The organism is Cellulosimicrobium composti (genome assembly GCF_009711085.1).
Taxonomy (GTDB): Bacteria; Actinomycetota; Actinomycetes; order Actinomycetales; family Cellulomonadaceae; genus Cellulosimicrobium; species Cellulosimicrobium composti.
Window position 1 is genome coordinate 1 of record NZ_WMKA01000023.1, and the last position, 24,285, is coordinate 24,285.

Sequence of the window (24,285 nt, forward strand, 5' to 3'; positions counted from 1 at the left end):
AGATGCACCCGCACGCGACGGTGCTGGTCGACGACGCGGCGGCCTCGCGTCTGCAGCTCGCGGACTATTACCGCCAGACGTACGCGTCCAAGCCCGACTGGCAGGGCCTGTAGGCGCCCTTCTTCTCGCGGGTCCTCCCGCGACGCACAGCCGCCCGCCGACGCGCGGTCCACGCCCCTGGGCCGCGCGTCGGCGGGCTCTTTCCGTGCCCGCGCCGGGGCGCGCGGAGGGCGACGAGCGGGCGGCACCCGCCCGAAAGGGGGCGCAGATCGAGCCTCTGGGGCCGGGCGGACGTGGCCGACGCCTCACGCGCGCACGGCCGGGTGTCGGCGTCGCGACGTAGACTGCACCCCATGACCGAACTCCGTGCGAGCACCGCCCCCGGGGGTCCCGAGGACCCGTTCCGGAACCCTGCGACCGAGCCGACGACCGGCACGTCGACCGGGGTGCTCGAGCGCGAGGAGACGCGCGAGCAGACCGAGCCGGGCGACCACGAGCGCTTCGCGCACTACGTGCGCAAGGAGAAGATCATGGAGTCGGCGCTGTCCGGCAAGCCCGTGATCGCGCTGTGCGGCAAGGTGTGGGTCCCGGGTCGCGACCCGAACAAGTTCCCCGTGTGCCCCACGTGCAAGGAGATCTACGACGGTCTGCGGGACCCGCAGGACGGCGAGGGTGACTCCGGCAAGTGAGCGGGGAGCACCACTCGACGTCCACCGGTCACTCCGCCCCCGACTCCCGTAGCAGGACCAGCCCGCCCGCGCCGCAGAGCCCCTCGTCGGCTGCGGCGTCGCACCTGTCGCCCGCGTTCCCGCGCCGTGCCCCGTGGGGCTCGGCGTCGAAGCTGCGCGCCTGGCAGGCGGAGGCGCTCGAGCTGTACCGCACGCGCGCGCCGCGCGATTTTCTCGCCGTGGCGACGCCGGGCGCCGGCAAGACGACGTTCGCGCTGCGGGTCGCGACCGAGCTGCTGGAGCAGGGCGTGGTGCGGCGTGTGACGGTCGTCGCGCCGACCGAGCACCTCAAGCACCAGTGGGCGGACGCGGCGGCGCGCGTCGGCATCCGGATCGACCCGAACTTCCGCAACAGCCAGGGCCGGCACGGCGCGCACTACGACGGCGTCGCGCTCACCTACGCGCAGATCGCCGCGAAGCCGGCGCTGCACGCGGCGCGCACGACCGCCGACCGCACGCTCGTCATCCTCGACGAGGTACACCACGGCGGTGACGCGCTGTCGTGGGGCGACGCCGTGCGCGAGGCGTTCGAGGACGCGACCCGGCGCCTGGCTCTCACCGGCACGCCCTTCCGCTCGGACACGGCCGCGATCCCGTTCGTCGAGTACGAGCGCGGGCCGGACGGCATCCGGCGGTCGCGCGCCGACTACACGTACGGCTACGGCGACGCGCTGCGCGACCACGTCGTGCGCCCGGTCCTGTTCCTGTCCTACTCGGGGAACATGCGCTGGCGCACGAAGTCGGGCGACGAGGTGAGCGCGCGTCTCGGCGAGGCGCTCACGAAGGACATGACGGGGCAGGCGTGGCGGACCGCGCTCGACCCGAACGGCGAGTGGATCCCGTCGGTGCTCGCGGCGGCGGACAAGCGGCTCACGGAGGTGCGGCGCGCCATCCCGGACGCGGGCGGCCTCGTCATCGCGACCGACCAGACGGACGCGCGCGCCTACGCCGGCCACCTCGCGCGCATCACCGGCGAGTCGCCCACGGTCGTGCTCTCCGACGACGACGGCGCGAGCAGCCGCATCGAGGAGTTCTCCGACGGCGACGGGCGCTGGATGGTCGCGGTCCGCATGGTGTCGGAGGGCGTGGACGTCCCGCGGCTCGCCGTCGGCGTGTACGCGACCTCGACCGCGACGCCGCTGTTCTTCGCGCAGGCCGTCGGGCGCTTCGTCCGTGCGCGCCGCCGGGGCGAGACGGCGTCGGTCTTCCTGCCGAGCGTGCCGCACCTGCTGGAGCTCGCGAACGGGCTCGAGATCGAGCGCGACCACGCGCTCGACCGGCCGCTGACCGCCGAGGAGCAGGGCGAGGGGTTCAACCCCGAGGACGCGCTCCTGGCGGAGGCGAACCGCGAGGAGAAGGCGTCGGGGGAGCTCGTCCAGGGCTCGTTCGAGGCGCTCGAGGCGCAGGCGTCGTTCGACCGCGTCCTCTTCGACGGCGGCGAGTTCGGCACGGGGGCGGACGTCGGCTCGGACGAGGAGCTCGACTTCCTCGGGCTCCCGGGGCTGCTCGACGCCGACCAGGTGACCACGCTGCTGCGCCAGCGCCAGGCGGACCAGATGAGCCAGCGCTCGAGGAGCGCACGGTCCGCGGAGCAGGAGCGTGCGGAGATGGACCACCGCCGCGCGGCCGAGCTGCGCAAGGAGCTCCAGCAGCTCGTCTCGGCGTGGGCGCGGCGCAGCGGGCAGCCGCACGGCTCGGTGCACAACGAGCTGCGACGCCGGTGCGGCGGCCCCGAGGTGCCGCTCGCGACGGTCGAGCAGCTCGACGCGCGCGTCGCGACCGTGCGCGGCTGGTTCGTCGGCAAGCGCTAGACGCCCACCGCCCGGTGCGGCGGCACGACGGGGCACGACGGACGTCGGTCAGCCCGGCCCGACCGACGGCCGGGCGGCCCCGAGCCCGCGCGAGCCGCTCAGGGGAGCGTGTGCACGACCGTGGGGATGGCGGGGTCGCCGGCGGAGAGACGCCGCGCGCCGCGCGGGAGCTCCGCACGGGCCTCGCGGTGGCGGTGCGCGGCGTTCTGCACGCCGTACGAGCCGACCCACCGCGAGTCGACGGCGCCGTCGACGACGAGCGGCACCTGGAGGCGGCGCAGGTCGCCGTCGTCGGGCTCCCACTCCTGGACGGCGAGGTCGGCGCCGGTCACGACGACCTCCTCGACCGCGCGCCCGTCGGCGTCGTAGCGGCGAGCGGCGCACTTGCGGCCGCCCGTGCTCGTCTTGGCGGTGGACGCCTTGGCGACCGGCTGGAGCACTCCCGAGGAGTCGGCGCGCGCGACGAGCTTGTAGACCATCCCGCACGTGGGAGCGCCCGAGCCGGTGACGAGCGACGTGCCGACGCCGTACGAGTCGACGGGCGCGGCGGCCAGCGACGCGATGGCGTACTCGTCGAGGTCGGACGTCACGGTGATCTTCGTGTCGTGGGCGCCGAGCGAGTCGAGCTGACGGCGCACCTCGACGGCGAGGACGCCCAGGTCGCCCGAGTCGAGGCGCACGGCGCCGAGCCGTCCGCCGGCGGCGCGGACCGCGTTCTGCACGCCCTTGCGCACGTCGTAGGTGTCGACGAGGAGCGTGGTCCCGGGCCCGAGCGAGGCGACCTGCGACGCGAACGCCGACTCCTCGTCGTCGTGCAGGAGCGTGAAGGCGTGGGCGGCGGTGCCGATCGTCGTCAGGCCGTAGCGGCGGCCCGCCTCGAGGTTCGACGTCCCCGCGAACCCGCCCACGACGGCCGCGCGGGCCGCGGCGACGGCCGCGTGCTCGTGCGCGCGCCGCGCGCCCATCTCCAGGCACGGCCGCTCGACGGCGGCGCTCGTCATGCGCGACGCGGCGGACGCGACCGCGGAGTCGTAGTTGAGGATCGACAGCACGAGCGTCTCGAGCAGCACGGCCTCGGCGAACGTGCCCTCGACGGTCATGACGGGGGACTGCGGGAAGAAGACCTCGCCCTCGGGGTACCCGGTGATCGAGCCCGTGAACCGGTAGTCGGCGAGGAACTCGAGCGTGCGCTCGTCCACGACGTCCTGCGACCGCAGCCAGTCGAGCTCCGCGGTCGAGAAGCGGAACGACGCGAGCGCCTCGAGGACGCGGCCCGTGCCGGCGAGGACCCCGTACCGCCGGCCCGGGGGCAGACGGCGCGTGAAGACCTCGAACAGGCAGTGCCGCTCGGCGGTGCCGTCCGCGAGCGCGGCCTGGAGCATCGTCAGCTCGTACCGGTCCGTGAGGAGCGCGGTCGACGCCGACGGCCAGTAGGGCGGGCGCGGGGGGGAGGTGAGGCGGGCAGCGCTGTCGGCGGCGAGAGGGGCGACGCTGCCCGGGTCGGCGATGCTCATGCGGACCACGGTAGGGCAGCGACGCCCGCCGTGGGTGCTGAGAACTCCCCGAATACAGTGGTGACGTGAGACCTCAGCCGATCTTCACCCGCGCCGGTGGCGCGCGGGCGTCCGTGACCGTGCCCGAGGAGGCGACGCGCGCCGACGAGGCGGCCCGGCTCGACAGCCCGTGGGCGACCGTCGTGTGGAACGACCCGGTGAACCTCATGAGCTACGTCGCCTACGTGTTCGAGTCCTACTTCGGCTACCCGGCGGCGCGCGCGCACGAGCTCATGCTCCAGGTGCACCGGGAGGGGCGCGCCGTCGTCTCGACCGGCGACCGCGAGCGCATGGAGGTCGACGTGCAGGCGATGCACTCGTTCGGCCTGTGGGCCACGCTGCAGAAGGACGGCGAGCAGTGAGGCCGTTCCGCGCCGAGGCGCACGGGTACGTCGCGGAGCTCGAGCCGTCGGAGCGGATCGTGCTCGCGCAGCTCGCGGGCGACGTCGCGCAGATGCTCCAGGAGGGCGTGCCGGGTCGCGGTCCGGGAGGGGCCGGCCCGGGGGCGGGCGAGCCCGACGACGCGTGGTCGCCGCCCGGGTGGACCGGCCCGGTCCCGGGCGGGCCCGGTGGTGGTGGGGGAGCGGCGACGCCCCCGCCCGACCCCGCGGTGCGGCGTCTGCTCCCGGACGCCTCCGACGACGCCGAGGTGGCCGCGGAGTTCCGGCGCTTCACGCAGGACGACCTCGCGGCGCGGAAGGTGGGCCGGCTCGTGCTGCTCGCGCGCAGCCTCGTGGACCACGAGCCGGCGGGGGCGGCGCCGTACGTCGTGGGCCGGGACGAGGCCGAGGACGTCGCGGCGGCGCTGACCGACGTGCGGCTCGTGCTCGCCGAGCGGCTGGGCCTGCGGACCGACGAGCAGGTCGAGGGGCTCTACGACGAGCTGGACCGCGAGGGGGACGACGGCCCGGACGACGGCGAGGTCGGCGGCGCGCCGCGCCGGTTCCTCGTGAGCGTGTTCCTCCTCACGGGGCTGCTGCAGGAGTCGCTCGTCGACGGGATGCTCGCGGACCTGCGTGCGGGGCGCGGGCGTCCCTGAGCAGCGTGGACCGTCGTCGGGCGCCCGTGCGTCGCGTCGCTGCTGCGGCACCCTGTGGGCGCTGCCACAGCGGTGCGGCGCGTCCGGGCGCGCCGCGCGCGCGGACGCGCCAGTAGGCTCGGGCGGGTGAACGACGCTCCCATCGGGATCTTCGACTCGGGCGTGGGCGGCCTGACCGTGGCACGCTCGATCCTCGACCAGCTCCCGAACGAGGCCCTCCACTACATCGGGGACACCGCGAACGGGCCCTACGGTCCCAAGCCGCTCGCGGCCGTCCGGGCGATGGCGCTGGCGATCATGGACCAGCTCGTCGACGACGGCGTGAAGATGCTCGTGATCGCGTGCAACTCGGCGTCGTCGGCGGTGCTGCGCGACGCGCGCGAGCGGTACACGCAGCGTCACGGGCTCCCTGTGGTCGAGGTGATCCTGCCGGCCGCGCGGCGCGCGGTCGCGGCGACGCGCACGGGCCGGATCGGGGTCATCGGGACGCGCGCGACGATCACGTCGCGCAGCTACGAGGACGCGTTCGCCGTGACGCCCGGCCTGAGCCTGACGACGCAGGCGTGCCCCGAGTTCGTGCCGCTCGTCGAGCAGGGCGTCACGTCCGGCCCGGAGGTCCTGGAGGTCGCGCACCGCTACCTCGACCCGGTCAAGGCGGCGGGGGTGGACACGCTCGTGCTCGGCTGCACGCACTACCCGCTGCTGACGGGCGCGATCTCCTACGTCATGGGCGAGGAGGTCACGCTCGTGTCGAGCGCGGAGGAGACCGCCAAGGACGTGTACCGCACGCTCGTCGCGCACGACCTCGAGCGGTCGCGCGACGCCGGGCCGCCGCGGCACCGGTTCCTCGCGACGGGGAGCGCGGAGCCGTTCGAGCACCTCGCGCGGCGGTTCCTCGGGCCCGAGGTGCTCAGCGTGGAGGCCCTCTGATGCGCCTCGTCACGGTCGGCTGCTCCGGGTCCTTCGCGGGCCCGGCCTCGCCCGCGTCGTCGTACCTCGTCCAGGTCCCCGCCGCCGAGGCGGCCGCGGCGGGCGCCGAGGCGCGCGACTGGAACGTCGTGCTCGACCTCGGCAACGGCGCGCTGGGCGCGCTGCAGCGGTTCGTCGACCCGCTCGACGTGGACGCCGTCGCGCTGTCCCACCTGCACCCGGACCACTTCGTCGACGTGTGCGGGCTGTACGTCTACCTGCGGTACCACCCGGAGCGCGGGTCGGTGCGCACGGGCGTCCCGAGCCGCCTGCGGGTGCTGGGCCCCACCGGGACGGCGGCCCGGATCGAGGCGGCGTACGGCGCGGAGCCCGGGGACGGCATGGGCGAGGAGCTCGACGTGCGCACGTGGGAGCCGGGCGCCCCGGTGCAGGTCGGGCCGCTCACGCTCGAGCCGTTCCGCGTCTTCCACCCGGTCGAGGCGTACGGCGTGCGCGTCACGGGCCCGTCGTCGCTGCGCCCGGGCGAGCAGGCCGTGCTCGCGTACACGGGGGACACCGACGCGTGCGACGGCGTCGTGGACCTCGCGCGCGACGCCGACCTGCTCCTCTCGGAGGCCGCGTTCCACGAGGGCCGGGACGACGGCGTCGAGCGGGGCATCCACCTCACGGGCCGCCGGGCGGGCGAGGTCGCGACGGCCGCGGGGGCGCGCCGCCTCGTCCTCACGCACCTGCCGGCGTGGAACGACCCGCAGCGCTCGCTCGCCGAGGCGCGCGAGGTCTACGACGGCCCGCTCGACGTCGCGAGCACGGGCGCGGTCTTCGACGTCTGACCGCGCTCGGCGGACGGGGGCGGTCGGTAGGGTTGGCGCCATGACCACCCCTGACTCCTCCGGCACCTCCGCGGCCGTCGTGCGCGCCGACGGCCGCACGCCCGACCAGCTCCGCCCCGTGACCATCACCCGCCACTGGCTCGACCAGGCCGAGGGCAGCGTGCTCGTCGAGTTCGGGCGCACGCGCGTGCTGTGCGCGGCGTCGTTCACGGAGGGCGTGCCGCGCTGGCGCAAGGGGTCGGGCGAGGGCTGGGTCACGGCCGAGTACGCGATGCTGCCGCGCGCGACGAACGAGCGCAGCCAGCGCGAGTCCGTGAAGGGCAAGATCGGCGGGCGCACGCACGAGATCTCGCGCCTCATCGGCCGGTCCCTGCGCGCGATCATCGACGTCTCCGCGCTCGGCGAGAACACCATCGTGCTCGACTGCGACGTCCTGCAGGCCGACGGCGGCACGCGCACCGCCGCGATCACGGGCGCCTACGTGGCGCTCGCCGACGCCGTCGCGTGGGGCCAGCGGCACGGGCACGTCAAGGGCGGCAAGCCCGTCCTCACGGACTCGGTCGCGGCCGTGAGCGTGGGGATCATCGACGGCACCCCGATGCTCGACCTCCCGTACGTCGAGGACGTGCGCGCCGAGACGGACATGAACGTCGTGGTCACCGGGTCGGGCACGTTCGTCGAGGTGCAGGGCACGGCCGAGCACGCGCCGTTCGACCGCGCCGAGCTCGACGCGCTGCTCGACCTCGCGGTCGCGGGCACGGCGGACCTCGCCGCGATCCAGCGCGCCGCGCTCGCGCAGGACGCCCGGTGAGCGACGCCGTCGCGGGCGCGGGCGGGAGCGGCGTCGTCGTGCCCGACGGCGCGCGCCTCGTCCTCGCGACGCACAACCGGGGCAAGATCGCCGAGCTGCGCGCGATCCTCGCGGCCGAGCTCGACGCGCACCCGGGTCTCGAGCTCGCGCCCGGGGCGATCGTCGGCGCGAGCGACGTCGGGGCGCCCGAGCCGGTCGAGGACGGCGTGACGTTCGCCGAGAACGCGCTCCTCAAGGCGCGCGCGCTCGTCGCCGCGACCGGTCTGCCCGCCGTGGCGGACGACTCGGGTCTCGCCGTGGACGTGCTGGGCGGTGCGCCGGGCATCTTCTCCGCGCGCTGGGCGGGGCGCCACGGCGACGACGTCGCGAACCTCGAGCTCCTGCTGGCCCAGCTCGCGGACGTGCGCGCCGAGCACCGCGCGGCCGGGTTCGTGTGCGCGGCGGCGCTCGTCGCGCCGGACGGCACCGAGGTCGTGCGCACGGGCGAGATGCGCGGGACGCTGCTCACCGCGCCGCGCGGCACGAACGGGTTCGGCTACGACCCGATCCTGCTGCCCGACGAGCAGCCGGGCGACGGGACGAGCCGGTCCGCCGCCGAGCTGAGCCCGGCCGAGAAGAACGCCATCAGTCACCGCGGCAAGGCGTTCCGCGCGCTCGCGCCCGACGTCGTGGCCGTCCTCGGCGCACGCTAGGGGACGCGCGACAGGGGAGCGGGGCGGTGACGCGCGCGCCCGCCCGGTCCCGTCAGCGGGACGGGCGGACGCCGTCGCGCGGGGCGCGGCCCGCGAGCTCCGCGGCCCGGCGGCGCCGCTCGGCGGGCCGGAGCACGCCGACGAGCGCGACGACGCCCCGCCAGCCGAGCATCGTCACGGCGAGGAAGCCGAACGACACGACCTGGAAGGCCGGCGCGACGCCCTGCCCCGTGAGGACCCGCAGGAGCACCCCGAGCGCCCACGCGCAGCCCCACACCACGACGCCCGTCGGCCACGGCCGTGCGGGGTGCCGCCACGCACGCGTGACGAGCCAGCCGACCGCGGCTCCCGCCGCGAACGGCCACGCGACGACGAGCAGCCGCGCCGCGCCCTCGTCGGCCGCGTGCGTCGCGAGACCGCCGCTCGCGAGCGCGAGGACGCATGCGGCGTCGGCGAGTGCGGCGAGGGCGACGGCCGCGGGGCGCGCGCGGCCCGCAGGGGCGGGGCTCATGCCGTCGACGCTACCGCCTGCCGAGGTCCGCCACGGCCGCGCCGACGTGGCGTGCGACACCCCTCACAGACAGCCCAATCACAGGGGGCGCAGCCCCGGGACCTGCCACGCGCCGTCGAGCACCTCGGGGCGCGGCCGGTAGAGCCGGACGAGGAAGTTCCAGCCGTCGGGCACGGGGATCGCGTTCGGCTCGTCGGCCGGGTCGTCCGGCGGGACGAACCGCACCGTGACCGCGCCGTCGGCGTCGCGGACGCCCGTGATGCTGTTGACGGAGTAGCGGCCCTGCGGGTTGGGCGCGAAGAAGCCCTGCGCGTCGTACACGGACACCGACCAGAACGCGTCGACCGGGACGTCACGCAGCGTCAGCGCGTACCGCCCGACGGGCAGCCCCGGGTCGACCCCGACGTACGACGCCTCGCTCGTCGGCAGCCCGCCCCACCCCGCGGCCGTCCCGACGAGGTGCCGTACGGGGTCCACCTGCTCGCGCGTGCCGAACATGCGGTCGAACCCGCGCAGCCCCGCGGCGAGCCGCAGGAGCGCGCCCCGCGTCGCGTCGAGGCTCGCGGCGTCCCAGTCCGGCGCGACGAACGGCTCGGCCGATCCCGCGGTGAGGGTCAGCGCGTCCTGGAGCGCGGTCACGGCCGCGACGTCGCCCGGGTCCTGAGGGTCGACGAGGACGCGGACCGCCACGACCGCGTACCGCGTGCCGACCCGGGCGGCGTCGAGCGGGTACGTGCCCGGGTCGTGCAGCACGTCGCGCACGAGGTGGTCGTTGTCCAGCACCATCGCGGACAGGTAGCGCCCGCCCGCGTCCGGCAGCGTGAGGGTCGCGCCGCCGGCGAGGTCCACGACGGCAAAGCTGTAGAGCGTGTCCCGGTTGAGGCGCACCACGGTCTGGCGGTCCACCGGCGCGGGCTCGCGGTTGTGCCGGAACCGGTTGACCCCGCCCGCGTCGCGCTGCAGGTCGGCGAACATGCGGTCGGTCTCGGCGCGGACGAACGTGTCCACGTCGACGTGCTGGGGCATGGGTCCTCCTGGGCGGACGGTGCGGGCGGTGCGGGCGGGAGAAGCGAAGCACACGGGCCGTCGTCGTGCGCGCCGAGGACGGCGCCTAGGGTGGTCCCCGTGCACCTCGCGGCCGACGACCTCGCCTTCTCCTACCCCGGACGCCCCGTCCTCGACGGCGTGGGGCTGCGCGTCGCGCCCGGGACCCGACTCGGCGTCGTGGGCGAGAACGGCACGGGCAAGTCGACGCTCCTGCACGTGCTCGCGGGCGACCTCGTGCCGAGCCGCGGCGAGGTGCGCCGCGCGGGCTCGCTCGCGCTCGTCGAGCAGGAGCTCGCGATCGAGCCCGGGCAGACCGTGGGCACGCTCGTCGCCGGGACCCTCGCGGGGCTGCGGGCCGTCGCCGCCGAGCTGGAGGCCGCGGCCCGCGACTTCGACCACGAGGCGGGCGATCTCGCCGAGCTCACCGAGATCCTCGCGCGCGCCGAGCACCTCGCCGTGTGGGACGCCGACCGCCGGGTCGACGTCGCGCTCTCGCGCCTCGGCGCGTGCCGCGACCGCGACCGCGAGCTCGCCACGCTGTCCGTGGGCGAGCGCTACCGCGTGCGCCTCGCGTGCCGGCTCGCCGAGCGCGCCGACCTGCTGCTCCTCGACGAGCCCACCAACCACCTCGACGCCGGCGGCATCGACTTCCTCACGGGCGAGCTCGTCGCGTGGCGCGGCGGCGTGATCATGGTCACGCACGACCGGCAGCTGCTCGACGACGTCGCGACCGAGATCCTCGACCTCGACCCGTCGATGGACGGCAGGCCCGTGCTCTACGGGCAGCCGGGCTACCTCGCCTACCGCTTCGCGAAGAACCAGGCGCTGCACCGCTGGCGCCAGCGGTTCCGGGCCGAGCAGAAGCGCGCCGAGAAGCTCGCCGCCGTGCTCGACGCGTCGTACGAGGGGCTGTCGGACGAGTGGCGCCCGCCCAAGGGCAGCCAGAAGCACCGCCGCGCGACGCGCGCGCGGATCCACGTCAAGGCCGCCGACCGGCGCCTGCAGCAGCTCGAGGCCGAGGCCGTCGAGGTGCCCGTGCCGCCGCTCCAGCTCGTGTTCCCCGAGCTGCCCGCGATGTCTCCGGGCTGGGACCCGGGCGACCCGGTGCTCGAGCTGCGCAGCCCGCGCGTCGGGCCCGACGGCGCGGCGCGCCTCGACCTGCCCGGCACCCGGGTCGCGCTCCCGCCCTCCGGGCGCCTGCTCGTGACGGGCCCCAACGGGAGCGGGAAGTCGACGTTCCTCGCGGCGCTCGCAGGACTCGTGCCGCTCGACCGCGGGACGCGCACCGTGGTGGACGGCGCGCGGCTCGGCGTCGTCGCGCAGGAGGGCCCGTCGCTGCCCCCGGAGGCGGAGGCGCGCACGGGCTTCGACGAGTACGCGCGCGAGGCGCTCGACCTGCTCGACGCGGGCCGCCTCAACCCCGACCACCTCGTGCCCGTCGCGTTCCTCGGCCTGCTCACCGAGGAGGACCTCGACCGCCCGCTGCGCGAGCTGTCCGCGGGCCAGCGCCGCCGGTTCGACCTCGCGCGCGCCCTGCTCGCGGCGCCGCACGTGCTCCTGCTCGACGAGCCGACGAACCACCTGTCGATCGACCTCGTCGACGAGCTCACGCAGGCGCTGCGGGTGACGCCCGCGGCCGTCGTCGTCGCGACGCACGACCGCCGCATGCGCGACGACCTCGAGGACTGGCCCCGGCTCGAGCTCGGCGGCTGACAGGGCCGGCGCCGCGGGTCAGCGGCCCGCCGGGGCGCTCCCCGCCGGGACCAGCACGTGGCCCAGCGCACGGCCCCACGCGCGCGCCCGGTCGAGCTCGCCCTCGTCGAGCGGCCCCTCGACGTCGCCGACGTAGAACGACGCGGGCGGCACGACGAGCCGGAAGCCCGCCCGGCGCAGCACCTTCGCCGCACCGCGCGCGGCCGACCCGGGCAGCGGCTTGACCTTCGTGACGCGCGTGTCGAACGTCGCGGCGAGCCGCGGCTCGCTCTGGCGGGGGACGGACTCGACCCACTCGCGCAGCCCGGTCTCGCGGTCGGACACGGCGCCGCTCGCGCGCTGCACCGCCTCCGCGCGGGTCGACGGCCGACTCATCCCGAACGCGTGCGTCGGCCCGCCCACGACGAGCAGCCGGACGTGGCGCAGCGCCTCCGGAGTCGCGGCAGCCTCCTCGACGTCGAGCACGGTGACGCGCACGGCGTCGCACAACCCCTCCGCGACCGCGCGCGCGACCTGCTCGCTGTTGCCGTACATCGACTCGTAGACCACTGCGGCGTCCATGGCGTCCCCTTCGTCACCACGCCGCCGCGACCCGGCGGCGCCTCTCCCTCCAGCGTCGGCCAGGGCCGGCCGCCAGACCTAGGGCCCGACGGGCCGGGGGCGGGGGCCGTTGGTCCCGTCCGGGCGCGAGCGTCAGGGAGCGGCGCGCAGGCGCGCGTCCACGACGCGCACCAGCCACGCGAGGCCGACGAAGACGACCGCCACGACCGCGGTGTTGAGGAGCGCCGGGGCGAGGCCGAGCGTCGTGACGTCGAGGAACGGGTACGGGTACCAGCCGACGACGGCGCCGCGCACGAACGTGTACGCGATCCACGCCAGCGGGAACGCGAGCGACCACCACACGGTCGCGGCGTCCACCCGCGGCCTCGGGCCGACCAGCACCCACGCGACGAGCGCGAGCAGCGGTGCGAGCAGGTGCAGGAGCAGGTCGGACACCTGGCCCGCGGCGCTGAGCTCCGCGATCCCTCGCAGCACCGTCTGGTAGACGATGCCCGTCACCGCGATGCACAGGAGCGCGTCGAGGCGCGCGACCCGGAAGACGGCGCCGTCGCGCGCGGGCCGCACCACGAGCAGCACGGACACGACCCCGACGAGGAGGTTCGACTGGACCGTGAAGTAGGAGAACAGGCGCACGAGCCGCTCGGCCTGGCTCGGCGCGGTGCCCGGGCCGTCGACGAGCGCGATGACGAGCTCCATGACCACGCCCGCGAGCGCCGCGAGCGCGACGAGCGCGTGCAGCACGCGCGCGACGACGAGCCGGCGACCGGGCGCGGCGACGCGCGGGGCGGGCGTCACGGGAGACGGCCGACGTACGCCATCGCCTGGCGCAGCAGCACGCCCTGCCCGCCACGCATCTCGAGCTGGACCTCGTCGCTGCACGCCTGCTCGGGCGTGAGCCACGCGAGCTCCAGCGCGTTCTGCTGCGGGCGGCAGTCGCCCGTCACCGGCACGACGTACGCGAGGGACACCGCGTGCTGGCGCGGGTCGTGGTACGACGTGATGCCCGGCGTCGGGAAGTACTCGGCCACGGTGAACGGCTGCGGCGAGGCGGGCACCTGGGGGAGGGCGACGGGCCCGAGGTCCTTCTCGATGTGCCGCAGGAGCGCGTCGCGGATGCGCTCGTGGTACATGACGCGGCCCGAGACGAGCGCGCGCGTCATCATGCCGTCGGGCGTGACGCGCAGCAGGAGCCCGACGGCGACGACGTCGCCCGAGTCGTCGACCCGCACGGGCACGGCGTCGACGTAGACGAGCGGGAGCTGGGCGCGCGCGACCGCGATCTCCTCCGGGCTGAGCCAGCCCGCGGGTCGCGGGTTCTCGTGGGAGAAGTCGTCGGGCGGGAAGTCGGCGGTGTCGGTCACGCGACTGTTCTACCCCGAGCGGTGCGGCGGGGCGAGTCCGCTCAGCGCGGGGCGCCGTCCGGGGGCGGCTCGGCGACGCGCGCGACGATCTCGACGAGGGCACGCTCGGCGACCGGTCCGGGCAGCAGCTCCAGGAGGGCCATGAGCGGGGCCAGGCTGTCGGGCAGCACGCCCGCGCCGGGGTCGGCGTCGTCGCCGGCGGCGAGCAGCGGGCCGAGCGCCGCCCAGACCTCGTCGGAGGTCGGCGCGCCCGCGGCGGCCCCCGGCGCCGCCGCGAGCGAGCCGGCGACCGCCGCCAGCGCGGCGCCGACGTCGGGCCGGGGCGCGCCGCGCACGGCGTCCGCCCCGTCGACGAGCGCGGGGACGAGGCCGTCGAGCCCGGCCTCGGTCACGGGGGTCACGGTGAGGTGCGTCGTGTGCGGCAGTCGCGTGCCGTCCTCCTGGACGAGCCCGGGCTGCGGCTGGAGGACCCACCCGCGGGACCGGACGGCGTCGGCCCACAGGTGGGGGTCGACGCGGCGCTCGGGCGCCACGGACTCGTCGGTCGCGACGGCGACGAGCGGCCCCGTGGGGCGCCCGACCACGCGCAGTCCCTCGATCCCGTCGACGGCCGCGTGCAGGGCGCGCGTCGCACGCACGCAGCGCGCCGTCAGCGCCGTGTACCCGGCGGTGCCGAGGGCCTGGCTCACCGCCCACGCCGCGGCGAGCGGGGCCGCCGACCGCGAGCCGGAGATCGTGGGGTTGACGACGGGGTAGCCGGGCCAGCCCGTCGTCGCGAAGAACTGGCGGCGCTGCCGGTCGCGGCCGCGCACGAGCATGACGGACGTGCCCTTGGGGGCGTAGCCGTACTTGTGCACGTCCGCGGAGATGCTCGTCACGCCCGGGACCGCGAAGTCGAACGGCGGCGGGGTGTCGCCGCCCGCGGCCGCCCAGAACGGCAGGACCCAGCCGCCGACGCACGCGTCGACGTGCACCGGGACGCCGCGCGCGTGCGCCGCCGCCGCCACGTCGGCCACCGGGTCGACCACGCCGTGCGGGTACGAGGGCGCGGACACCACGACGAGCGCGACGTCGTCGCCGAGCGCGGCGACGAGGTCCGCGGCGGCGGGCGTCCCCGTCCCCGGGTCGACGGGGACGAGCGTGAGGTCGACGTCGAGGTACCGGGCGGCTTTGCGGAACGCGGCGTGCACGCTCACGGGGGCCACCACGCGCGGGCGCGCCCCCGGGTGCGCCTCGCGGAACGCGTCGCGCGCGATCTTCACGGCGAGCAGGCAGCTCTCGGTACCACCCGACGTCACGGAGCCCACGACGGCGTCCGGCCCGTCCGCGGGCCCGGAGAGCATCTCGCGCGCGAGCGCGACCAGCTCGCCCTCCATGACCGCGACCGACGTGAACGTCGTCGGGTCGAGGCCGTTGACGGGCTGGACGGCGCGCGCCGCGGCGGCCGCGAGCTCGTCGAGCTCGGGGAGCCCCGGGTCGTAGACGTAGGACAGGACGCGGCCGCCGTGCGTCGGCGCGTCGGCCGCACGGAGCGAGGCGAGCCGGTCGAGGATCCCGTCGGTGCGCAGCGGGACGTCGCCGCCCGGCGCGGCCGCGGGGTGCGGTGCGTCGGCCGACGGGTCAGTCGCGGGATCGGTCGGTCGGTGCGGGGTGGTCACGCGGCAGCTCCGGTGCTGTGTCGTCGATGTCCCCCTTGCGAAGACCGTACCGTACGAGCGGGACCAGGCTCAGCAGCACGAGGACCGCCGGGACGACCGAGAACGCGAGCGCGATCCCGTCGACGGCGGCGGCGGGCTGCGTCGCGACCTCGTCCGCGCGCGTCGAGACGTAGCCCGTCACGCCGAGGACGAGCGACAGCACGGCCGCGCCGAGCGCCATGCCCGTGGTCTCGCCCGCCGTCCACACGCCGCTGAACGCCCCGCCGCGGCCCTCGCCGTGCGTCCGCGCGTCGTGCGCGATGACGTCGGGGAGCATCGCGAGGGGGAGCGCCTGCATGCCCGCGTACGCGACGCCGGCGAGCGCCGTGGGCACGTAGACCCACGCCCCGGGGACCCACAGGAGGGGGATCATCCCGAGCGCGGCGACGGCGAACAGGACGGTCGCGACGACGAAGCCGCGCTCCTTGCCGTCGCGGCGCGCGAGGCGGGTCCACAGCGGCATGCACAGCAGCGCGGGCGCGATGAGGGCGGCGAAGAGGTAGCTCACCGCGGCCTCGTCCTGCAGCACGTAGCGCGCGACGTACGCCGCGCCCGCGAGCATGAGGCCCGTGGCGACGGCCTGGAGGAAGAACGCGACGAGCAGCGTCCGGAAGGGCCGGGACCGGCGCAGGGCGTCGGCCGACTCGCGGACCGCGAGCGCCCACGCGCGCGAGGCGGTCGTCGAGGGCGGGGGAGTCGCGGGCGCGGCTGCCTCGCCGCGCGGCCGCCGGGGCGCGACGCGCGAGGCGACGAGCATGCCCGCTCCGATGACGACGCCGGACACGACGCCCATGACGAGGTAGCCCGTGGTCGAGTCGCCGCCGCCGCGCAGGGCGGGCCCGCCCGCGCCGAACAGGAGGATCGCGAACGCGAGCGCCGCGACGCGCCACGCGAGGAGCCGGGTGCGGCCGTCGTAGGTGGCGTCGAGCTCGGCGGGGAGCGCGATGTACGGGACCTGGAAGAGCGAGAAGGCCGTGGCGGCGAGGAGGAACGCGACGAGCACCCAGATCGCCGCGGCGGTGGGGCCCGCCCCCGCGGGCGCGGCGAACGTGAGCGCGAAGAGCACGGGGAGCGCGAGGGCGCCGACGGTCATGAACCGCCGTCGCGACCCGGTGCGCGCGAGGTCGCGGTCGGACCCGTACCCGATGAACGGGTCGATGAGGACGTCCCACACCTTGGCCCCGGTGACGATGAGCCCGGCGACGGCGGCGGGCACGGCGAGCGCGTCGGTGAGGTACACGAGGAGGACGAGGCCGGGCAGGGTGCCGAAGCCGCCGGTGCCGACGGAGCCCGCGGCGTAGCCCGCGATCGTGGCGCGCGAGAGTCGGGTCGTGGTGGTGGTCGTCACAGGGGCAGCGTAGAGGCTGGTGGGACGCGCGGCCGGGCGTGCGCCCGTGCCTGCGGGGAATAGGTGGGGGACGATCGTTGCTCTACGAGGCAGAAACCCACCGTCCAGGAGGATCCCCCATGGCCACGCAGGCACTGACCGAGTCCACGTTCGAGCAGACCATCACCGAGAACGACATCGTCCTCGTCGACTTCTGGGCGGACTGGTGCGGGCCGTGCAAGATGTTCGCGCCGGTGTTCGAGGCGTCGTCGGAGGAGAACCCCGACGTCGTGCACGCCAAGATCGACACGGAGGCGGAGCGCGGCCTGGCCGCGGCGGCGAACATCACGTCGATCCCCACGCTCATGGCCTTCCGCGAGGGCATCCTCGTCTTCTCGCAGCCGGGCGCGCTCCCGGCTCCCGCGCTCAAGCAGGTCGTGGACGCGGTGAAGGGTCTCGACATGGACGACGTGCGCCGGCAGATCGCCGCGGCGAGCGACGGGACGCCCGCGCAGGACGCCTGACGCGACCCGGGGCGCACCGCGCGCCCCAGCACGACCACGCACGGCCCGGCACCCTCGAGGGTGCCGGGCCGTGCGTCGTCTCGGTCAGAGCCGCCACGCGCGCGCAGGGTGCGTGTGGCAGAGAACCGGTGCCCGCACCGGCAGGGGGCAATGGTGCGGGCACCGGCTCTGCCGTCACGCTAGACGGTCAGTTGGACGGTCGTCCAGGTGAGGAGCGGGTGAAGTTTCCCGTTCAACTTTCTGAGAGAGCGCTTACCACCGACACTGGCGCCATGGGGCTGCACTGGAAGCACAAGGACGACGGTACGTACGAGGCGCAGGCGCGTGAGGGCGTCTACCGGATCGCGGCGCGGCGCGAGGAGTGGTGCCTCGAGAAGCCGCACCCGGTGCCGGGACGCATCGGCGGCTTCCGCTCACCCGCAGAGGCGATGGCGTGGGGCGAGGACCTGCACCTCGCCGCGACCGGTCCGCGCGTGCGCACGCCGCAGCCGGCGTGGCCGACGGTCGACGAGTTCGCGCGCGTCGTGGACGTGCAGCCGACCGTCCTGCGTGCGTGGATCGCCGTCCACGCGGGCGGCTCGACGAGCCCCCGCCGTCGGCTCGACCCGACCACGCAGGAGCGGATCAAGGCCTTCTTCGAGGTCAGCGTCGTCCGCTAGGGGTGCCGCGCCGCCCGCCGGGATCCGGCGGACCGACGCCCCGCCCGGCGTCGACAGGACGAGGCGCCGGCGTGCGGTACCGGCGAGGCGCCGGCCTCAGGACCCCTGGAGGATCTCGTCGAGCGGCCCGACGTCGCGGGTCCCGCTCCGTGCGGCCTGGTCGACGATCACCCGGGCCACGTCCCGCAGGGGGACGTGGCGGTTGTTCGAGCAGTGGCGGATCCGGGCGAACGCCTCGTCCGCGTCGATCCCGTAGGCGCCCATGAGGACGCCCTTCGCCTGCTCGATCCCGCCGCGGGACCGGGCGGACGCCTCGATGTCGTGCCGCGCCCGCTCGTTCGCGATCGCCGCGATCCTGGCGGTCACGTCGACGACGTAGCCCATGAGCTCGACGACCTCGCCGCTCTCGCGCTCGCGGCGGCCCTGGCCGAGGAGGACGAGGTGCTTCTCCCGGCCGTGCGCGTCCATGATGCGGTGCACGCTCGCGAACGCCTCGCCGGTCTCCTGCGCCCTGCGGAGCATCGCGCGGACCCGGTCGCGGTCGTCGGGGTGCTTGTGGGCCAGGACCAGCTCGGTCGTCGGCACGACCTCGCCCGGCTCGAAGCCGTGCACCCGGTACGTCCCCGACGACCACCACCAGGTGCCGGTACCCAGGTCGAGGCGGTACTGGCCGATCTGCTGACCCGCCACGGGTGTCAGGAGGTGGTCGGTGGCATGGTCGTCCACGGACATGTCGTTGCTCCGGCTTCTGCAGAGAGATGAGGAGCCAGGTCCAGACTCGACCCTTCGACCGTACGCCCCTTCGGGGAGAAGCGACAGGCGAGACGCCGGCGTCCGTCGGGTTGCGCGGGGCGCCGCGGACCGCGGCGGAGGCTGCGTCGCAGGTGGGGGCGTCGGGCGACGTCCACGCGGTGCGCGAGGCGGGACTCGAACCCGCACGTCCGAGGACACCAGGACCTAAACCTGGCGCGGCTGCCAGTTACGCCACTCGCGCGCGGGGGTCAGTCTACGGCGCGAGCGCCGCGCCCCGGCCCGGTCGCTCCGCCCCGGGGGGGGCGGCGACCGGACGGCGGCGCGGCGCCCGCGCGGGTGGGACTACTTCGGGTCGATGCCCAGGTCGCGGCGCAGCTTCGCGACGTGACCGGTGGCCTTGACGTTGTACTGCGCGAGCTCGACCGCGCCCTCGGGGTCGACGACGACCGTCGAGCGGATCACGCCCACGACCGTCTTGCCGTAGAGCTTCTTCTCGCCCCACGCCCCGTACGCCTCGAGCACCGTCCTGTCCACGTCGGAGACGAGCGGGAACGTCAGGTGCTCGGCCTCGGCGAACGCGGCGAGCTTGTCCACCGGGTCGGGGGAGACGCCGACGACCGCGTACCCGGCGCCCTGGAGCGAGGCGAGGCTGTCGCGGAAGTCGCAGGCCTCGGTCGTGCAGCCGGGCGTGCCCGCCGCCGGGTAGAAGTAGACGACGACGTGCTTGCCGCGCAGGTCGGACAGCGTCACGGTGCTGCCGTCGGCGGCGGGCAGGGTGAAGTCGGGAGCGGTGTCGCCGACGGTGAGGCGCGTGGACATGGATCTCCTTCGGTCCGGCCAAGGGTGTGCTTCGAGCGTAGGTGAGGGTCCGCGGCACCGGTAGCGTTGTTGCTGTGAGCAAGACGACGTCCGCCCCCTCGACCACCGCGCGCCCGGCCCGCACGACCGCGCGCGACCTGCCGATCCGCATGCTGCACGACCGCCTCCTCGTCGAGCCCGAGGTCGACGCGAGCGAGCGTCAGAGCTCGGCGGGCCTCGTGATCCCCGCGACCGCCGTGGGCCCGAAGCGGCTCGCGTGGGCCGTCGTCGTCGCAGCAGGTGAGCACGTGCGCCAGGTCGCGGTGGGCGACCGCGTCCTGTTCGACCCGGACGACCGTGCCGAGGTGGAGCTCGGCGGCAAGGACCTCGTGCTGCTGCGCGAGCGCGACGTGCACGCGGTGTCGCAGGACGTCGAGGAGGACGGGCCGACGGGCCTGTACCTGTAGTCCCGCGCCTGGTCCGGGCGTCGCGGCCGGTGTCGCCGACGTCACACGGGCCGGGGCGGAACGGATTTTCCCGGCGCGCCCGCGGCTGCTAGTGTTTTCTCTCGCGCGCCATTAGCTCAATTGGCAGAGCAGCTGACTCTTAATCAGCGGGTTCGGGGTTCGAGTCCCTGATGGCGCACCACCACCGACCGGGCCGTCCGCACGCGGGCGGCCCGAGCCGCGCCGGTCGAGAGCCGGTGCGGGCGGCGGTCCGGATCCCTCGCGGGACACGGGCCGGCCGCTGGTAGGGTTCCCTCTCGCGCGCCATTAGCTCAATTGGCAGAGCAGCTGACTCTTAATCAGCGGGTTCGGGGTTCGAGTCCCTGATGGCGCACCCCTCCTGACCAGGCCGTCCACCCTCGCGGTGGGCGGCCTTCGTCGTCGGTGCCGCCGTCGCCCTTCCCTCGTCCTGCGTGCCCGCCGCAACCGTCGCCGTCCGTTTCGCCGGAGTTCGCCCGGCACCGACCTCGCGTTCACCCCCGCCGGGAAGGGTCCGGTGCGGGCGTCGTCGCCGCTCGGCAGCGCCGCCCGTCGACCCGTTCGCCACGGAAGGGAACCACGATGGACACGTCCGTGCCCACGCACAGGACTTCGAGACGGACCGCGGGACGGACCGGCGGCGGGGCGCGGCGTCGCGCCGCGCTCGCGGGAGCGATCGGGACGGTGCTCGCCGCCGGGCTGATCGCGCCCGGAGCGACCGCCGCCTCGCCCACTCCCCGGACGGCCGCCGGCGGCACCGCCGTGACGGCCACGCAGGAACGACCCGCGCTGACCCCCACGACCGGCACCTACCTCGACGGCACCGTGCGCGTCGCGGGCGACCCGGTGCGCGCGGGCGATCCGGTCACGGCGCTCGCGGTCGACGGCACGGCGCTCGACGCGAGCGCGACGCCCGCGACCGCACGCCTGCTGTTCGACGTCGGCAGCAACTCGGTCGAGAAGCGGTACGGCAGCCACGTGCTCGTCAACGGCGAGCGCCTCGAGCTCGACCGCGACATGGTGTCCGAGCGCGTCGCGCTCGACGTCCCGGCGCAGTGGCTCGTGCAGGGCGAGAACCGGGTGCGGTTCGTCGTCGGCGCGGTGACGACGTCGTGCGGGACGAACTACGACGACTACGACCTCACGGACGTGTCGCTCGAGCTGCTCGGCGAGGTCGCCGACGGCTCCGCCAACGCCTTCTCCTACGCGTTCGGCGACGGCTCGTGCGGCACGAACACCGCCCGCGTGCTCAGCGCCGACCTCACGTTCGACCTCGACCAGGACCCGGCCGCGACGACCGGCCTCGCCGCGGACCTCGACACCACCACCCTCGAGAACGGCGCGCACACGCTCACCGCGACCACGCTCTCCGGTGCGGTCGCCACGAGCGCCGTCACCGTGAACAACGGCGCCCCCGGCGCCCCGGCGCTCGTGCCCGCGGACGGCGCGCTCCTCACGGGGGAGCAGACCGTCCTGGCGACCCCGCCCGCGGGCGGCGACGCGCCCGCCGGGATCGCGCTCGACGGGACCCCGCTCGAGACGGTCGCGACCCACGGTGCGGGCTCGTCCGCGTTCGTCTTCACGGTCGGGTCGAACTCGATCGAGGCCCGCTACACGAACCACCTGCTCGTCAACGGGCAGCGCATCGACCTCGTCGACCGCGACTACGTGAGCGAGACGGTCCGGGTCGACGTGCCCAACGCGTACCTGTCCCCGGGGCGCAACACGATCCGCTTCGTCACGGGCACGTACCCGACGTCGTGCGGCGACAACCGCGACGACTTCGCGATCTCCGGGATCGCGCTCGACCTCACCGACGGCACGGCGACGGGCGTGGGCGTCGCACCGTCGTACTCGCTGGGCGACGGCGACTGCGGCACGAGCACGACGAAGCCGCGCGAGGTCGACCTCGCGTTCGACGTCGTGCGCGACGCCGACGCGCCCGCGACCGGGCTGCGGGCCGACGTCGACACCGCGACGCTGGCCGACGGCGAGCACACGATCACGGCGGCGACGGCCGCCGGCGCGGCCGCGCGCCGTACCGTGACGACCGACAACACCGGACCCGCGGTCGTCTCCAGCACCCCGGCTGCGGGCGCCGAGCTCGCGAGCGCGACGAGCCTCGCGGTCGAGCTCGCGGACGCCGCGGGCGTCCTGTCCGGCCCCGACGTGACGCTCGACGGCGAGCCGGTCGCGCTCGGCGCTCCCGTCGGCCCCGGGCTCGCCCCGGGTGCGCACACGCTCGTCGTCACCGCGACGGACGTGCTCGGCAACGCGAGCACGCACGAGATCGCGTTCACGAGCCTCGGCGTGCCGGACGTCCCGACCGACCTCGCGCCCGCGCACGGCACGCGCGACGTCGCGAGGAGCGTCGACCTGTCCGCGCGCGTCGCAGCGCCTGGCGGCGGCGACGTCACCGCCACGTTCTCCCGTGCCGACGTCACCGCCCCCGTGCTCGTCGCGCAGGGCGAGTCGGCCGAGGTCCCGACGACGCTCCCGATCGAGGGTGAACAGCCCGCCGGGGCCGACGCGCTCGCCCCGGGCGACGACCTGACGCTCGACTCCCCGCAGAGCCGCGACGTCACCTACCAGCGCTTCGAGCTGCCCGCCGACGGCACGACCGCCGGCCAGGTCGTGCGCTGGGAGGGCGTCGTCGACCCGCAGCGGCTCGCGACCCTGCACGTGTGGGACGGCGAGCGGTGGGAGCCGCTCGCGTCCGCGCGTGGCGCGGTCGAGGGCGCGACGTCGTTGAGCACCGTGCTCCGCGACGGTGCCGCGGTCGACGGGACCGTCCACGTCCTCGTCACGGGCACCGACCCCTTCGCCGACGACATCGCGGCGGGCGGGTCGCGCGAGGAGACCGACTTCGCGCCGCGCGACGCCTACGACTTCTCGCTCGTGCACCTCACCGACACGCAGTACCTCTCCGAGGGCGCGGTCGAGCAGGAGACGGCCGAGGAGCGCGCCGTGTGGGCCCGGGCGTACACCGACCTCACGCAGTGGGTCGTCGACAACGCCGAGGAGCGGGGCATCGCGTACGTCGCCCACACGGGTGACGTGAACGAGAACTACACCCGCGTGCCCGCCGACGACGCGGCGGTGGAGCAGATCCGCGGCGAGTACGCGTTCTCCTCGTCCGCGCAGCGGATCCTCGACGACGCGAACATCCCCAACGGCGTCCTCGCGGGCAACCACGACAACCTCACCGGCCAGGACAACGGGCCCGGGGCGCTGTTCAACGAGTTCTACGGCCCCGAGCGCTACGAGGCCCTGTCCGCGGGGTGGGAGAACGCGTCCTACGGCGGCCCGTGGCGCGAGGGCGACAACCAGAACCACTACGACCTGTTCAGCGCGGGCGGGCTCGACTTCGTCGCCGTCTACCTGTCGTACGGCGTGACGGACGAGGAGGCGGCGTGGGCCGACGGCGTGCTCGAGCAGTTCCCCGACCGGAACGCGATCGTGCTCACGCACGACTACCTCGTGCCGAGCACGAACCCCGACGGCCGTGACTCCGAGATCTCGACGCCCGACGGCCGCCTCGTGCACGCGAAGGTCGTCGAGCCCAACCCGAACGTGTTCCTCGTCCTCGCGGGGCACCGGCACGGCGTGGGCATCAACGTGCGCCAGGACGTCGGCACGCCGGGCAGCGGCGTCGTCGAGCTGCTCGCCGACTACCAGTTCTACGAGGTCACGGCCGAGGAGGCGGGGCTCACCGAGATCGGCGGGTACGCGCCCGACGAGGGCCTGCGGCTCGGCGCGAGCTTCCTGCGGCTGCTGCAGTTCGACGTCGACCGCTCCGAGATGATCGTCGACACCTACTCGCCGTGGCTCGCGAACTTCGGCGCCACCGAGTACGACGACGAGCAGCGCTACGACGGCCGCGAGGACGACTTCACCGTCCCCGTCGACCTCACGACGCGCGTGACGAGCCTCGCGACCGACGCCGTGTCGCTCTACGCGCCGGGCGAGGAGATCGGCCGCGTGACCGTCCCGTCGGGCGAGGTCGCGACCGTCCCGTGGGACGGGCTGGTGCCGGGAGCGCTGCACGCGTGGACCGTCACCGCCACGAGCGCGGGCGGCGGCACGGCCGTGTCGCCGGTGAGCACGTTCACCACCGCGCCCGCCGGGGGCGGCCTCGTCGTCGAGACGACGGCGCGCGCCCAGTGCCTGGCCGGCACGGCGTACGTCGCGGTGCGCGCGACCAACGCGGACACCGTCCCCGTGGACGTCACGCTCAGCACGCCGTTCGGCGAGCGCACCGTCCCGGGCGTGCGGCCCGGCGCGTCGGCGTACCAGGCGTTCTCCGTCCGGGCGTCCGACGTCGCGGCGGGCACCGCGCACGTCACCGCGAGCGGGGACGGCCGGTCCTTCGCCGCGGACGTCGCGTACGACGCGCTCGCGTGCGGCTGACACGTCGCTGACCCGTCGCCCGCGCACCGCCGACCCGGTGTCGAC

At 75.4% G+C, this 24,285-nt stretch carries 23 protein-coding genes, 3 tRNA genes and 1 pseudogene; 16 read left to right on the forward strand and 11 right to left on the reverse strand.

The genetic code is table 11. From position 1 onward, the window contains the following. The 3 genes and pseudogenes from GJV82_RS10935 to GJV82_RS10945 all read left to right on the forward strand — a co-directional run. Window positions 1-113, forward strand: a pseudogene (locus tag GJV82_RS10935) (glucosamine-6-phosphate deaminase); the annotation flags it as partial. A gap of 240 nt (window positions 114-353) precedes the next feature. Next, window positions 354-689 (forward strand): DUF3039 domain-containing protein, encoded by a 336-nt coding sequence (locus GJV82_RS10940; protein ID WP_155099249.1) that lies wholly within the window; start codon window positions 354-356, stop codon window positions 687-689. 104 nt (window positions 690-793) lie between these two features. Beyond that, window positions 794-2,539, forward strand: coding sequence for a DEAD/DEAH box helicase (locus tag GJV82_RS10945; protein WP_155099275.1), 1,746 nt, complete (start codon window positions 794-796; stop codon window positions 2,537-2,539). A 98-nt stretch (window positions 2,540-2,637) separates the two neighbouring features. Here the strand turns inward: GJV82_RS10945 and GJV82_RS10950 are convergent, their stop codons facing one another. Further along, the gene (locus tag GJV82_RS10950; protein WP_404812963.1) at window positions 2,638-3,921 is read right to left on the reverse strand and encodes a nicotinate phosphoribosyltransferase; all 1,284 of its coding nucleotides are present in this window, start codon (window positions 3,919-3,921) and stop codon (window positions 2,638-2,640) included. 245 nt (window positions 3,922-4,166) lie between these two features. On the opposite strand from GJV82_RS10950, the gene clpS reads away from it, so the two are divergent. From clpS to rdgB, 6 genes are all read left to right on the forward strand, one after another. Then, window positions 4,167-4,454, forward strand: a complete 288-nt coding sequence (gene clpS, locus GJV82_RS10955; RefSeq protein ID WP_318657542.1) for an ATP-dependent Clp protease adapter ClpS — start codon at window positions 4,167-4,169, stop codon at window positions 4,452-4,454. Next, window positions 4,451-5,131 (forward strand): DUF2017 family protein, encoded by a 681-nt coding sequence (locus tag GJV82_RS10960; RefSeq protein ID WP_318657524.1) that lies wholly within the window; start codon window positions 4,451-4,453, stop codon window positions 5,129-5,131. Before clpS ends, GJV82_RS10960 begins: the two co-directional genes overlap by 4 nt. A gap of 126 nt (window positions 5,132-5,257) precedes the next feature. Next, a complete protein-coding gene (murI, locus tag GJV82_RS10965) occupies window positions 5,258-6,061 on the forward strand; it encodes a glutamate racemase (protein ID WP_318657525.1) in 804 nt (267 codons plus the stop codon). Then, entirely contained in the window at window positions 6,061-6,891 is an 831-nt protein-coding gene (locus tag GJV82_RS10970; RefSeq protein WP_155099252.1) for an MBL fold metallo-hydrolase, read from the forward strand. Before murI ends, GJV82_RS10970 begins: the two co-directional genes overlap by 1 nt. Before the next feature lie 40 nt (window positions 6,892-6,931). Beyond that, window positions 6,932-7,702, forward strand: coding sequence for a ribonuclease PH (gene rph / locus GJV82_RS10975; protein WP_155099253.1), 771 nt, complete (start codon window positions 6,932-6,934; stop codon window positions 7,700-7,702). Next, complete coding sequence (rdgB, locus tag GJV82_RS10980; protein ID WP_318657526.1) at window positions 7,699-8,394, forward strand: RdgB/HAM1 family non-canonical purine NTP pyrophosphatase; 696 nt, start codon at window positions 7,699-7,701, stop codon at window positions 8,392-8,394. The genes rph and rdgB overlap by 4 nt, the downstream gene beginning before the upstream one ends. Before the next feature lie 52 nt (window positions 8,395-8,446). Here rdgB and GJV82_RS10985 read toward each other — a convergent pair whose 3' ends face one another. After that, entirely contained in the window at window positions 8,447-8,905 is a 459-nt protein-coding gene (locus GJV82_RS10985; RefSeq protein WP_155099254.1) for a DUF3054 domain-containing protein, read from the reverse strand. Window positions 8,906-8,983: 78 nt separating this feature from the next. Next, entirely contained in the window at window positions 8,984-9,931 is a 948-nt protein-coding gene (locus GJV82_RS10990) for a DUF1254 domain-containing protein (RefSeq protein WP_155099255.1), read from the reverse strand. Between the two features lie 99 nt (window positions 9,932-10,030). On the opposite strand from GJV82_RS10990, the gene GJV82_RS10995 reads away from it, so the two are divergent. Further along, entirely contained in the window at window positions 10,031-11,665 is a 1,635-nt protein-coding gene (locus GJV82_RS10995) for an ABC-F family ATP-binding cassette domain-containing protein (RefSeq protein WP_318657527.1), read from the forward strand. Between the two features lie 18 nt (window positions 11,666-11,683). Here GJV82_RS10995 and GJV82_RS11000 read toward each other — a convergent pair whose 3' ends face one another. From GJV82_RS11000 to GJV82_RS11020, 5 genes are all read right to left on the reverse strand, one after another. Beyond that, the gene (locus GJV82_RS11000) at window positions 11,684-12,226 is read right to left on the reverse strand and encodes a flavodoxin family protein (protein WP_155099256.1); all 543 of its coding nucleotides are present in this window, start codon (window positions 12,224-12,226) and stop codon (window positions 11,684-11,686) included. A 132-nt stretch (window positions 12,227-12,358) separates the two neighbouring features. Then, on the reverse strand, window positions 12,359-13,021 hold the full coding sequence (locus GJV82_RS11005) for a Pr6Pr family membrane protein (RefSeq protein WP_318657528.1): 663 nt from the start codon (window positions 13,019-13,021) through the stop codon (window positions 12,359-12,361). After that, the gene (locus tag GJV82_RS11010; protein ID WP_024842323.1) at window positions 13,018-13,587 is read right to left on the reverse strand and encodes an NUDIX hydrolase family protein; all 570 of its coding nucleotides are present in this window, start codon (window positions 13,585-13,587) and stop codon (window positions 13,018-13,020) included. Before GJV82_RS11010 ends, GJV82_RS11005 begins: the two co-directional genes overlap by 4 nt. 41 nt (window positions 13,588-13,628) lie before the next feature. Continuing rightward, window positions 13,629-15,245, reverse strand: a complete 1,617-nt coding sequence (locus GJV82_RS11015) for a pyridoxal phosphate-dependent decarboxylase family protein (protein ID WP_318657529.1) — start codon at window positions 15,243-15,245, stop codon at window positions 13,629-13,631. Further along, window positions 15,208-16,632 (reverse strand): MFS transporter, encoded by a 1,425-nt coding sequence (locus tag GJV82_RS11020; protein WP_318657530.1) that lies wholly within the window; start codon window positions 16,630-16,632, stop codon window positions 15,208-15,210. The genes GJV82_RS11015 and GJV82_RS11020 overlap by 38 nt, the downstream gene beginning before the upstream one ends. Before the next feature lie 119 nt (window positions 16,633-16,751). Between GJV82_RS11020 and trxA the strand changes: the two genes are divergently transcribed. Together trxA and GJV82_RS11030 are read left to right on the forward strand one after the other, a co-directional pair. Further along, the gene (gene trxA / locus GJV82_RS11025) at window positions 16,752-17,135 is read left to right on the forward strand and encodes a thioredoxin (RefSeq protein WP_024842326.1); all 384 of its coding nucleotides are present in this window, start codon (window positions 16,752-16,754) and stop codon (window positions 17,133-17,135) included. A 272-nt stretch (window positions 17,136-17,407) separates the two neighbouring features. Next, a complete protein-coding gene (locus tag GJV82_RS11030; protein WP_115942297.1) occupies window positions 17,408-17,794 on the forward strand; it encodes a hypothetical protein in 387 nt (128 codons plus the stop codon). Between the two features lie 96 nt (window positions 17,795-17,890). On the opposite strand, the gene GJV82_RS11035 is transcribed toward GJV82_RS11030, so the two are convergent. The 3 genes from GJV82_RS11035 to bcp form a co-directional block, all read right to left on the reverse strand. Then, the gene (locus GJV82_RS11035; protein ID WP_155099257.1) at window positions 17,891-18,526 is read right to left on the reverse strand and encodes an ANTAR domain-containing protein; all 636 of its coding nucleotides are present in this window, start codon (window positions 18,524-18,526) and stop codon (window positions 17,891-17,893) included. A 180-nt stretch (window positions 18,527-18,706) separates the two neighbouring features. Beyond that, a tRNA-Leu gene (locus GJV82_RS11040) sits at window positions 18,707-18,788 on the reverse strand. Between the two features lie 101 nt (window positions 18,789-18,889). After that, complete coding sequence (gene bcp, locus GJV82_RS11045) at window positions 18,890-19,366, reverse strand: thioredoxin-dependent thiol peroxidase (protein WP_024842144.1); 477 nt, start codon at window positions 19,364-19,366, stop codon at window positions 18,890-18,892. A 74-nt stretch (window positions 19,367-19,440) separates the two neighbouring features. On the opposite strand from bcp, the gene GJV82_RS11050 reads away from it, so the two are divergent. From GJV82_RS11050 to GJV82_RS11065, 4 genes are all read left to right on the forward strand, one after another. Continuing rightward, window positions 19,441-19,812: a GroES family chaperonin gene (locus tag GJV82_RS11050; protein WP_318657531.1), complete on the forward strand. Its 372-nt coding sequence runs from the start codon at window positions 19,441-19,443 to the stop codon at window positions 19,810-19,812. Between the two features lie 105 nt (window positions 19,813-19,917). Beyond that, window positions 19,918-19,993, forward strand: a tRNA-Lys gene (locus GJV82_RS11055). 119 nt (window positions 19,994-20,112) lie between these two features. Then, window positions 20,113-20,185, forward strand: a tRNA-Lys gene (locus tag GJV82_RS11060). Window positions 20,186-20,412: 227 nt separating this feature from the next. Further along, window positions 20,413-24,240, forward strand: a complete 3,828-nt coding sequence (locus GJV82_RS11065; protein ID WP_155099258.1) for a metallophosphoesterase — start codon at window positions 20,413-20,415, stop codon at window positions 24,238-24,240. Window positions 24,241-24,285: the final 45 nt, after the last annotated feature.